The organism is Allobosea sp. (assembly GCF_051860145.1).
Lineage (GTDB): Bacteria > Pseudomonadota > Alphaproteobacteria > Rhizobiales > Beijerinckiaceae > Allobosea.
The window spans coordinates 26,110-37,371 of the sequence record NZ_JBHYEM010000001.1 but is presented as its reverse complement, the minus strand read 5'-3'; the positions used below and the strand labels follow the sequence as shown (position 1 = coordinate 37,371).

The following is an 11,262-nucleotide window of genomic DNA, read 5'->3' as shown; positions in this document are numbered from 1 at the left end:
GCGACGTCCGACGAGCCCCTCCATCAGATCGAAGTAGGTCGGTTCAACCTATCGCCAGCAATGCGAGGAGCATCTCGCGATCCTCGACAGCCTGGCCGCGGGACGCCAGGCGGAGGCCGCGGAGCGCCTGCGTCTTCACCTGACGCACACCATCGACAACCTCGGCGGCATCCGCTCGCTGCTGAGCCGCTGATCGCGCAGCCCTGTCCTCCTGCAAATCGCGCCGGAAACTCCGCAGCTACGAAAAGGCGGCTACAGGACGGAGGGTTTGCGCTCCCAGCGTGCGACTGCCTGCTTCAGGGCTTCGAGCTCGCGCTCGGCATCCTCGTCGCGGGTGCTTCCCTGCAGGGCCTGGATGCGCTCTTTCGCCAGGTGGTGGTCTTCCGGCGTATCGAGCGAGTAGGCCGGCGCGCCGTCGTTGCCATCATCTGGCCCATGCTCGACTTTCGTTTTCATCGCTTTGGCTCTTTCGCGGTTGGCCGCCGCCGCTTCGCAGGGCGCGTGCCCGGCTCGTCAATCGTCCGACGCGAATTCGCTCGTCTGGTGCGGGTCGTCCCGGACCTTGCGCAGCACGCGCATCGCGTCCGTGTAGACTTTGATCGCGTCGGAGATCGTCTCGAGCTCGCGCTCCTCCTCACGGCCGCCCGTGCGGCCCATCAGCGCGTCCGCGCGAGCGAGGGCGGCGGTGAGTTCGGCGTCGTTCCTGATGGTGACTGGCTTGCTGGTCATGGTCGTCAACCGCGGCCGCTAGCTTTCGTTCCATCCCGGTCCCGAAGCCTTTTCGGTTTCCTGCACCGGGCCTGCGAAGGCGTCAGGTGACGTCGGCGCGTTCGCGCGCCAGGCCCGGCACGGCCGCCAGCAGCTCGCTTGTATAGGCCGCCTCCGGCTCCTGGAAGACGCGCTTTGCGGTCCCCAGCTCGACGATCCTTCCGTGCTGCATCACCGCGATCCGGTCGCAGATATTGGAAGCGACGCGCAGGTCATGCGTCACGAAGATCATGGCGAAGCCGATGCGGCGCTGCAGGTCCTCGAACAATTGCAGCACCTGCGCCTGCACCGAGACGTCGAGCGCCGAGACCGCCTCGTCCGCGACGATGATCGCCGGCTCCATGGCGAGTGCGCGGGCGATGCAGATCCGCTGGCGCTGCCCGCCCGAGAACTCGTGCGGAAAGCGCTCGAGCGCGTCGCGCCTCAGGCCCACCAGCTCCATCAGGTCTTCGGCGCGCGCGATGGCCTGGCTGCGCGAGAGCCCGTGCTGGACAGGTCCCTCGATCAGGGACTGCCCGACGCGTCGGCGCGGGTTGAGGGACTTGTAGGGGTCCTGGAAGATCATCTGGATATGGCGGCGCATCTCGCGCAAAGCTGGGCCGGCAAGCCCCGAGATATCCTGGCCCTTGAACAGGATGCGGCCCGAATCCGGTGTCTCGAAGCGCAGCAGCGCCTTGGCGAGGCTGGTCTTGCCCGAGCCGGATTCGCCGACGACGCCGAGCGTTTCGCCGGCGGCAAGTCCGAAGGAGACGGCGTCGAGCGCCCGCGTCTCGCGCTTGCCGCTGAAGAAGCCCGAGCTGCGATAGGTCAGCGAGAGAGCCTCGAGGGCGAGCACCGGCACGTTTTCGGTTTCCGGCTGGGGCCGGTAGCGGAAACGAGGCACGGCCTCGATGAGCGCGCGGGTATAGGGATGCTCCGGCGCCTCGAGCACCTGGCCCGGTTCACCGTGCTCGACGACCTTGCCGTGCTGCATCACCACGACATGATCGGCGACCTCGGCCACGACGCCGCACTCATGGGTGATCATCAGCACGCCGCTGTCGTGCTTGGTCAAAAGCTCGCGGAAGAGGCGCAGGATCTGGGCCTGGGTGGTGACATCGAGCGCGGTCGTCGGCTCGTCGGCGATGATCAGCGCCGGCTCCAGCGCCAGCGCCATGGCGATCATGACGCGCTGGCGCTGGCCGCCGGACAGCTGGCGGGGATAGGCGCGGGCCAGTCTCTCCGGCTCCGGCAGATGGACGTCCGCCATGAGCTCGCGCACGCGCGCCTGCCGCTGCTCGCCGGTCGTCTCCGGGCGGTGGATCTGCAGCACCTCGGCGATCTGGTCGCCGACGCGCATGACCGGGTTGAGCGCCGTCAGGGGCTCCTGGAAGATCATCGCCATGCGGTTGCCGCGCAGCTCGCACAAACGCGCCGGCGAGGCCGCGGCGATATCCTCGCCCTCGAGCCGGATCGTGCCGCCGGTGATGCGCAGCACCTTCTCGGGCAGCAGCCGCATCACCGCCGCCGCCGTCACCGACTTGCCGGAACCGGATTCGCCGACCACGCAGACGATCTGCCGGCGATGGACGTCGAGCGAGACATCCTGGACCGCGTGGCTGCGATCGAGGCCTTCCGGCAGCGCGACGCTGAGCTTCTCGATGCGCAGGATCGGCTCGGACGCGCTCATGACGCCACCTTGGTGGCGCGCGAAAGCCTAGGGTCGAGCCGGTCGCGCAGCCCGTCTCCGAGCAGGTTGACCGCCATCACCGTCACGGCCAGGAACAGGCCGGGCGCGATGATCGTCCAGGGCGCGCGCTGGAAGACGGCGCGACCCTCGGCCAGCACATTGCCCCAGCTCGGGATGTCGGGCGGGAAGCCGACGCCGAGGAATCCGAGCACCGCCTCGGAGAGGATAGCGGCGGCGAACATATAGGTCGTCTGCACGATCAGCGGCGCGATGCAGCTCGGCAGGATATGGCGCAGCAGCACCAGTATGGGCGGAATGCCGAGGCCTTCGGCGGCGCGGACATAGGCTTCCTCGCGCACGCTGAGCACCACGCTGCGCACCAGCCGCGTCACGCGCGGGATCTCGGAGAAGGTGATCGCCGCGACGATGGTGAGAAGGCTCGGACCGACGAGCGAGACCAGCGCCACGGCGAAGAGGATCCCCGGGATCGCCATGATCCCGTCCATGATCCGCATCGCGATCGGGTCGAGCCAGCGCAGATAGCCGGTCAGGAGGCCGATCGCGGTGCCGATCGCCGCGCCCGCCAGCGCCGCCAGCAGGCCGACGAGCAGCGAGATCCGCCCGCCATGCAGGACGAGCGCGAAGACGTCGCGTCCGAGCGCATCCGTGCCGAACCAGAACTCCTCGCCCGGTGGACGCAGCCGCAGGCGCGGGCGGATCAGGAAGGGATCGTCGCCGGTGATCGGTCCGGCGAACATTGCCGAAAGGGCGATGGCGAGCAGCAGCACGGCGCTGAGCAGCGCGATGCGGTTTGCGAGAAGCGCTTCGAGAAGATCGTAGCGTCGCGGGAGAACGCTGCCCTGTCCGGGTGTCGACATGGGCGCGCTCAGTAGCGGATGCGCGGATCGACGATCACATAGGCGATGTCGATCAACAGGTTCACGCCGATATAGATCAGCGCGAAGAACAGCATCAGCCCCTGCACCACGGGATAGTCGCGGGCGAGGATCGCGTCGATCGTCAGCCGCCCGACGCCGGGCAGGTTGAAGACGCTCTCGGTGACGACCGCGCCGCTGATCAGCAGCGCGATGCCGAGCCCGATGACGGTGATGATCGGCACCGCGGCGTTCGGCAGCGCATGGCGCCAGAGCACGCGGCGCTCGACATTGCCCTTGGCCCGGGCCGTGCGCACGAAGTCCTCGCCCAGCACTTCGAGCAGGCTGGAGCGCGTCACGCGCGAGATCAGCGCCATGAAGACCAGCGCCAGCGTCAGCGAGGGCAGGGCGAGGTGACGCAGCGCCGCGACTGGATCGTCGAACGGGCTGACATAGCCCTGGACGGGGAAGAGATCGGCCTTCACCGAGAGCATCAGGATCAGGATATAGCCGATCACGAAGGCCGGTACCGAGAAGCCCACGACCGAGAGCATCATCACGGCCCGGTCGATCCAGGAATTGTGCCGCCAGGCGGCGATCGCGCCGAGCGGCACGGCGACCAGGACGGTGATCAGGATCGCGCTCAGAGCCAGGACCAGCGTCGGCTCCAGCCGGTCGAAGATCAGGCTCAGCACCGGGATCTTGGACAGGATCGAGATGCCGAGATCGCCGCGGGCGATCTCGGCGAGCCAGGCGAAATATTGCACGATAAGAGGCCGGTCGAGCCCCATCTCGGCCCGGATGCGCGCGAGCGCCTCCGGACCGGCGGTCTCGCCGGCGATGATCAGGGCCGGATCGCCCGGGCTCAGGCGCAGCAGCAGGAAGACGATGGTGGCGACGACGAGCATCACCGGCACCGCCATCGCGATCCTGAGGGCGATCAGCCTGAGCATCAGGCCTTGCTCACGCCCCAGACGGCCATGACGGCGGAGGGGACATAGTCCGACACATTGGCGCGGAAGGCCTCGTAGTCGAAATAGGTGCCGAGCGGGATGTAGAAGACCAGCTCATAGGCGCGCTTCTGCATCTCCTCGACGATCGCCTTCTGCTTGGCCGGGTCGGTCTCGCGCTGGTAGCGCCCCTTCAGCGCCTCGGTCTCGGGGTCGTCGACGAAGCCGGTATAGGCTCCCTTGCCGCGGGCATCGAAATTGAGATTGCCGAGCGGCGAGATCAGGTCGATCCGGTCGAAGACCGCGTGCGCCAGGTTCCAGCCGCCTTCCGCGACGGGCTCGGGCTTGGCGCGGCGTGCCAGGAAAGCGCTCCATTCCATCGTCTGGATCTCGGAGGGAATGCCGATCTGGCGGAGCAGCTGCTGGGTCAGCGGGGCGAGCGGCGCGAAGGAGGCGACGTCGCCGGGCGTGATGATGACGATCTTCTCGCCCTTGTAGCCGGCTTCCTGGAGCAGGGCCTTGGCCTTGGCGATATTCGGCTTGCCGGTGTCGGGAAAGCCGACATCGGTCTCGAGCGGCGTGCCGCAGCCGAAGAAGGCCGGGCAGATCTGATAGGATTCCGGATCGCCGATGGCGGTGTCCATGTAGTCCTGCTGGGTGGCGACCGCCTGCATGGCCTGCCGGACCTTGACGTTGTCGAAGGGCGGCTGGGCCCAGTTGAAGCGGATGGTCGAGGCGCTCGGCCCCGCCTTGCGCCGGAGCACTACCTCCTTGTTGCCCTGGAGCAGGGAGCGCTGGTCGGCATTCATGCTCTCCAGCAGGTCGATCTCGCCCTTGGCGAGCGCGTTGATCGCGGTCTGCCGGCTCGGGAACCAGACCACTTCGACACGATCGACCTTGACCACCTTGCCGCCGGCGAGCCCGCTGGGCGGCTCGCTGCGTGGGACGTATTTCTCGTTGCGCTCATAGGCCCAGCTCACGCCGGGGCGGAACTCGGACGGAAGGAAGCGGAACGGGCCGGAACCGACGACCTCTTCCAGCACCTTGTCGGCCGGCAGGTCGGCGATGCGCTTGGGCATGATGAAGAGGGGAATCGAGCTCGGACGCGCGAACCCCTCGAATATCGGGCCGAACGGTTCTTTCAGGCTGATGCGGAAGGTCTTGGCATCGAGCGCCTGCATGCCGCTGGTCACCGCGGCGAGGCGCAGGCCGATGACGTCCTTCTTCACCCAGCGCGCGATCGAGGCGATGCAGTCCTCGGCGGTGACGGGCTGGCCGTCATGGAAGGCGAGCCCGTCGCGCAGCGTGAAGCTGTAGACCAGCTTGTCGTCGCTGACCGACCATTCCTGCACCATTTGCGGTTGCGGCCGGTACTGCGCATCGACCGCGAACAGCGTGTCATAGACCATGAAGGCGTGGTTGCGGGTGATGTAGGCGTTGGTCACCACCGGGTCGAGCACGCGCAGCGCCGCATGCGGGGCCATGCGCAGCGTCTTTTTTCCTTGCGCCCGTGCCGGGTTCATCGTGGCAAAGAGTGCTCCGGCAGACATGGCCAGGGCTTCACGTCGGTTGATCAGCATCGGCTCCGTTCCCTTTTGTCAGGCGGGCTTGCTGCCCGCTTCGCCAGTGAAAGCGCTTGGCTCAGTAGCTGCGGCCTCGTCTCGGGTCCGGCCAGAAGGACGTGCCCTCCCGTGCCGCGCCGCCGCCGACGCCCATCGGCACGCCGTCGGCGCGCCAGCAGGCTGCGCCGGTCATGGCGCCGTCCGCCTCGAACCCGATGATCCCCATGCCGCCGGCGACATGGTCGACGGCCGAGACACGGTGCCCGAGCCCTGAGAGCCTGGCGCGCACCGCGTCCGGCACGCCGCGCTCGATCTCGGCCTCCTGTCCCCAGGTGAAGACGCGGGGCGCCTCGGCCGCCTCCTGCGGGCTCATGCCGTGGTCGATCATGTTGAGCACGGCTTGCATGGCGGAGGCGGGAATGCGGTGCGCGCCCGGCAGGCCGAGCGCGAACAGTGGCCGCCCGTCGCGCTTCCCGATCAGGGCGGTGATGCCGCTGGTGATCCGCTTGCCCGGCTGCAGCGAGAGCGCCTTTCCGGGATGCGGATCGAACAGGTACATGTAGTTGTTGGGGATGATCCCGGTGCCCGGGATCATGATGCGCGCGCCGAACAGGCTGTTGATCGTCTGGGTCGAGGTGACGATGTTGCCGTCGCCGTCGGCGATGGTGACATGGGTGGTGTTGGCGGATTCGTTCGAAAGGATGCGGGCCTCGAACGCCCCGGCCCGGCTGGCCTCGATCTCCGGCCGGCGCAACGCCGCATAATCCTTCGAGATCAGCCGCGCCGTCGGTACGTCGACGAAATCGGGATCGGCGGTGACGGCGCGCCGGTCGGCGGCGGCGATCTTCAGCGCCTCCAGCACCAGGTGCAGCGTCTCGGGCGTGCCGAAGCCGAGCTGCCCGATGTCATAGGCCTCGAGCAGGTTGAGGATCTGCAGCGTCTGCACGCCGCCGGAGCAGGGCGGCGGCGGGCCGACGATCTCGACGCCGCGATAGGTCCCACGCACCGGCTCGCGCTCGATCGTCCGGTAGGAGGCGAGGTCCTCAAAGCGCAGGAACGAGCCGACGCTTTCCAGATAGGACGCGATGCGCTGGCCGAGCGCGCCGCCATAGACGATGCCAGGTCCCTTTTCCGCGATCAGCCGCAGCGTCTCGGCATAGTCCTTCTGGACCAGGAGATCGCCCGCCGCCAGCGGTTGGCCGCCGGGCAGGAAGACGGAGGCGATGGCGGCGTCGAGCGCGAGATCGGGCGCGCTCTCGCGGATGCAGGTCGCGAGATAGGGCGAGAGCCGGAAGCCGCGCTCGGCATGCCGGATCGCCGGCTCGATCAGCTCGCGCAGCGACAGCCGGCCGAAACGCTCCGCCGCCTCGCACCAGCCCTTGAGCGTGCGGGGAACCGCGATCGCCTTCGGCCCGACCCGATTGGCGCGGCCCTTCGCCTCCATATAATCCGGCCACTCGTCGGAGATCGGCGTGAAGCTGTCGGGGCGCGCGGCTGCCGGAGCCGTCGACAGGCTGTCCAGGACCAGTTCGCGGCCATCGGCCAGCCGGATCAGCGCCACGCCGCCGCCGAGGATGCCGACCATCATCGGCTCGACCACGGTCAGGGCGAACAGGGCCGACACCGTGGCGTCGATCGCATTGCCCCCGGCCGCCAGCATTTCGACTGCCGCCGCGGAGGCGAGAGGGTGATTGGTCACGGCCATGCCGCGATGCGCCCTGACCGGCGTCTTCTCAGAGGTGAATGGGCTTCCCGCCCGGGCGCGCCAGTTCATCGCCACCTGTCCGATCGATGAACGGCATTATCGGCGCGGAATTTCAGATCGGTCCAATACGCAGTGGGTGGATTTTCAAGAACTGGTGCTTATGAGACGGCTGGCGATGCTGCAGCGCCGCGGCGGGCATGCGCCGCGAAGGCCCGGGCCACCGGCGAGGGCTCGTTGCGGCGGCAGGCGACGGCGAGTTCGCCCAGCACGGGTTCGCCCGCGATCGGCCTGTAGCGCAGGCCCGGAACCTGGATGCTCTTCAGCGAGCGTGGCACCAGCGCGACGCCGAGCCCGACCGCGACCATGCTGGCGATGGTGACGAAGTCGCGCCCCTGCGGCCCGAGCCGGGGAAAGAACCCGGCGTTCCGGCAGGCTGCGGTCGTGTGCTCATGAAAGCTCACGCCCGGCGGGTGCCGCGGGGTGATGAAGATGTCGCCGTGGAGAGCCGAGAGCGGCACGGCCTCGCGCCCGGCGAGCGGATGGCTGTCGGGCAGGGCCAGGATAATCTCCTCGAGCAGGACCGGGATCGTCACGATGCCCAGCGGCAGCGGCACCGGTGGGCGCACGAAGCAGATGTCGAGCTTGCCCTGGTCGAGCTGGTCGAGCTGCTGCAGCATCTCCATCTCGGAAATGTCGAGCTCGACTTCGGGATAGGCGCTCCGGAATTCGCCGATCATCGTCGTCAGCGCTCCGCTATAGGCGGCGGAGCCGACATAGCCGATCGCGATCCGTCCGATTTCGCCGCGCCCGGCCCGGCGGGCCACGAGCAGCGCCGTCTCGGTCTGCCGAAGCGCCTTGCGCGCCTCTTCCGCGAAAAGCTCGCCGGCCAGCGTCAGCTTCACCGAACGGCGGGTCCGGTCGAAGAGCGGCGTCCCGACGATCTCCTCCAGGTTCTTGATCTGCTGGCTGAGTCCCGGCTGGGCGATGTGCAGGCGCTCCGCCGCGCGGCCATAGTTCAGCTCTTCGGCGGTCGCGAGGAAATAGCGCAGATGCCGCAATTCGAGCGTCGCGCTGCTGGGGCGGCGGCCGGGCGCCATGGTCTCTCCTGAGAAGTCGGAATTCTTGAAAAGCTCAACTCCGCATATTGGACTGATATGACCAGTGCCCGCAATATTCGCGGATTCTGGCTGGCTGGCGCCCGGCGGCGCGGCTACGTCCTGGAGATCTGGGCATGGACGATCCGGCTCTGCTGTTGCGCGGCATTCCCCACCGGGGCGGCTTCCTCGCGCGCCGCGCTGGGCCTTCGCGCGTCGCAGAGGGCCCGCGATGACCGGGCCGCTCGCCGGAGTGCGCATCCTGGACATGACCTCGGTGCTGATGGGGCCCTATGCCACCTCGATCTTGGGTGACATGGGCGCGGACGTCATCAAGCTGGAAGCGCCGGACGGCGACCTCATTCGCCAGATCGGGCCCAGCCGCAGCGGCGCGATGGGCGGCATGTTCATGCACGCCAACCGCTCGAAGCGCAGCATCGCGGTCGATCTCAAGACGCCGGCCGGACGCGAGATCGCCTTGAGGCTCACCCAGACGGCGGATGTCCTCGTCTACAACCTGCGGCCGCAGGCGATGGAGCGGCTCGGGCTGGGTTACGAGGCCGCGGCCGCCGCTCGCGCCGACATCATCTATGTCGGCACCTTCGGCTTCGGGCAGGATGGTCCCTATGCGGCCAGGCCCGCCTATGACGATCTCGTCCAGGGGCTTTGCGCCGTGCCTGCGCTCGTGGCGGAGGCCGGCGACGGCACGCCGCGCTACGCGCCGATCAACATCGCCGATCGTGTGGTCGGGCTGCACGCTCTCGCCGCCATCCTCGCGGCGTTGCGCCACCGCGACCGCACCGGCGAGGGCCAGCGCATCGACGTGCCGATGTTCGAGACGATGGCGAGCTTCGTGCTCGGCGACCACCTTGGCGGGCTCAGCTACGACCCGCCGCTGGACCAGGGCGGCTATCCGCGCCTGCTGGCGCCGGAGCGCCGCCCGTTCCGTACCGCGGACGGTTATCTCTGCGCCGTGATCTACACAGACCGGCACTGGCAGCGCTTCATGGAGATCGCCGGGCGCCAGGACTGGCGCGGCGATCCGCGCTTCGCCAGTCATGCGATCCGCACCCGCCACATGGCCGGGATCATGAAGGACGTGGCCGAGGTCTTTGCGGCGCGCACGACAGTCGAATGGGAGGAGCTTCTCTCGCGCGCGGACATTCCGCATGCGCGCATGAACACGCTGGAATCGCTGCTGGACGACCCGCATCTCACCGAGGTCGGCTTCTTTCCGGTATCGGAGCATCCATCGGAAGGGGCGGTCAGAACGATGCGCGTCCCATCGCGCTGGAGCGCCACCCAGCCGCAACCGTCAAGGCCCGCGCCAGGGCTCGGCGAGCACAGCCGCGAGGTGCTGGGCGAGATCGGCTATGCGGCAGACGAGATCGACCGTCTGATCACGGCGGGCGCCGTGGCCGGCCCCGCCTGTCGCGACTGACCGACGACAGCCGGAACGATCGATGCATTACGACGTCATCGTCATCGGCATGGGCGCCATGGGTGCGGCGACGCTCTATCAGCTGGCCCGGCGCGGTGTGCGGGTGGCTGGCCTCGATCGCTTTGCGCCGCCGCATGATCAGGGCTCCAGCCATGGCGACACGCGCATCACCCGTCAGGCGGCGGGCGAGGGGGCGGCCTATGTGCCGCTGGCGCTGAATTCCCAGCGCATCTGGCGTGAGCTGGAGGCGCTGAGCGGGGAGGCGCTGTTCGAGGCCTGCGGCATGCTCATGCTCAGTGACAGCCGGATGCCCAGCCGGGCCCCGGGCACGGCGGATTACGCCGGCGACACCGCCGCCCTGGCCCGAGCCTTCGGCATCGAGCACAGCCTGCTCAATGCCGCTCGAATCCGCGAACGCTTCCCGCAATTCGCCGGGTTCGGCGAGCAGGCCGTCGGCTATTACGAGCCCGGTGCCGGCTATGTGCGGCCCGAACGCGCCATCGACGTGCAATTGCGGCTGGCCCGGCAGCTGGGCGCGGACCTGTACCCGGATACGGCGGTCACCGCTATCGAGTCCCGCGGCCAGGGCGTGCGGGTGCACACGCGCAACGGCTCGCTCACTGCCGATCGGGCGATCGTCAGCGCCGGCATGTGGGCCGGAGACCTGCTGGGCGAGCCGTTCGATCGGCTGCTCAGGGTCTGCCGTCAGCAATTGTTCTGGTTCGCGCTGGACGAGCCCGAGCGTTTTGCGCCGGGCTCTCCGGTCTATATCCTCCTGCACGGCGTCGCCGACACCGAGAGTTGCTACGGCTTCCCGCCGCTGCCGGGGGAGAACGCCATCAAGATCGCCACCGAGCAATATGCGGATGCCGGCGATCCCGACGCGATCGATCGCACTATCAGCCAGGCCGAGATCGACGCCATGTATGAGACCCATGTGGCCGGCCGCCTGCTGGGCGTGTCGCGGCGGGCCGTGAAGACCAGGGTGTGCACCTACACCGTCACCCCGGATTTCGGGTTCATCATCGACGCTCATCCGAGGCTCGCCGGCGTTACGGTGGTGTCGGCCTGCTCGGGCCATGGCTTCAAGCACTCCGCCGGCATCGGCGAGGCACTGGCCATGCAGCAGTGCGGCGAAACGGGCGCGGCTGATGTGTCGGCTTTCTCACTGGCGCGCCTGGCCGGTGGAGGACACTGA

At 68.3% G+C, this 11,262-nt stretch carries 10 protein-coding genes; 2 read left to right on the top strand and 8 right to left on the bottom strand.

The window, feature by feature from the left end; translation table 11 throughout:
* Positions 1 to 252: 252 nt before the first annotated feature.
* The 8 genes from ACTIF2_RS00180 to ACTIF2_RS00145 all read right to left on the bottom strand — a co-directional run bounded on the left by ACTIF2_RS00180 (position 253) and on the right by ACTIF2_RS00145 (position 8,626).
* On the bottom strand, positions 253 to 456 hold the full coding sequence (locus ACTIF2_RS00180) for a hypothetical protein (RefSeq protein WP_439494993.1): 204 nt from the start codon (positions 454 to 456) through the stop codon (positions 253 to 255).
* A gap of 57 nt (positions 457 to 513) precedes the next feature.
* The gene (locus ACTIF2_RS00175; protein WP_439494992.1) at positions 514 to 729 is read right to left on the bottom strand and encodes a hypothetical protein; all 216 of its coding nucleotides are present in this window, start codon (positions 727 to 729) and stop codon (positions 514 to 516) included.
* A gap of 82 nt (positions 730 to 811) precedes the next feature.
* Positions 812 to 2,437, bottom strand: a complete 1,626-nt coding sequence (locus tag ACTIF2_RS00170) for an ABC transporter ATP-binding protein (RefSeq protein ID WP_439494991.1) — start codon at positions 2,435 to 2,437, stop codon at positions 812 to 814.
* Positions 2,434 to 3,315 (bottom strand): ABC transporter permease, encoded by an 882-nt coding sequence (locus ACTIF2_RS00165; protein WP_439494990.1) that lies wholly within the window; start codon positions 3,313 to 3,315, stop codon positions 2,434 to 2,436. The genes ACTIF2_RS00170 and ACTIF2_RS00165 overlap by 4 nt, the downstream gene beginning before the upstream one ends.
* 8 nt (positions 3,316 to 3,323) lie before the next feature.
* On the bottom strand, positions 3,324 to 4,265 hold the full coding sequence (locus ACTIF2_RS00160; protein WP_439494989.1) for an ABC transporter permease: 942 nt from the start codon (positions 4,263 to 4,265) through the stop codon (positions 3,324 to 3,326).
* A complete protein-coding gene (locus ACTIF2_RS00155) occupies positions 4,265 to 5,842 on the bottom strand; it encodes an ABC transporter substrate-binding protein (protein WP_439494988.1) in 1,578 nt (525 codons plus the stop codon). Before ACTIF2_RS00155 ends, ACTIF2_RS00160 begins: the two co-directional genes overlap by 1 nt.
* 61 nt (positions 5,843 to 5,903) lie before the next feature.
* Positions 5,904 to 7,598 carry a gamma-glutamyltransferase gene (ggt, locus tag ACTIF2_RS00150; protein ID WP_439494987.1) on the bottom strand — a complete coding sequence of 565 codons (1,695 nt, stop codon included), beginning with the start codon at positions 7,596 to 7,598 and terminating at the stop codon, positions 5,904 to 5,906.
* Between the two features lie 89 nt (positions 7,599 to 7,687).
* Complete coding sequence (locus ACTIF2_RS00145) at positions 7,688 to 8,626, bottom strand: LysR substrate-binding domain-containing protein (protein WP_439494986.1); 939 nt, start codon at positions 8,624 to 8,626, stop codon at positions 7,688 to 7,690.
* A 229-nt stretch (positions 8,627 to 8,855) separates the two neighbouring features.
* On the opposite strand from ACTIF2_RS00145, the gene ACTIF2_RS00140 reads away from it, so the two are divergent.
* Together ACTIF2_RS00140 and solA are read left to right on the top strand one after the other, a co-directional pair.
* Complete coding sequence (locus ACTIF2_RS00140) at positions 8,856 to 10,064, top strand: CaiB/BaiF CoA transferase family protein (RefSeq protein WP_439494985.1); 1,209 nt, start codon at positions 8,856 to 8,858, stop codon at positions 10,062 to 10,064.
* Between the two features lie 22 nt (positions 10,065 to 10,086).
* Entirely contained in the window at positions 10,087 to 11,262 is a 1,176-nt protein-coding gene (gene solA / locus ACTIF2_RS00135; RefSeq protein ID WP_439494984.1) for an N-methyl-L-tryptophan oxidase, read from the top strand.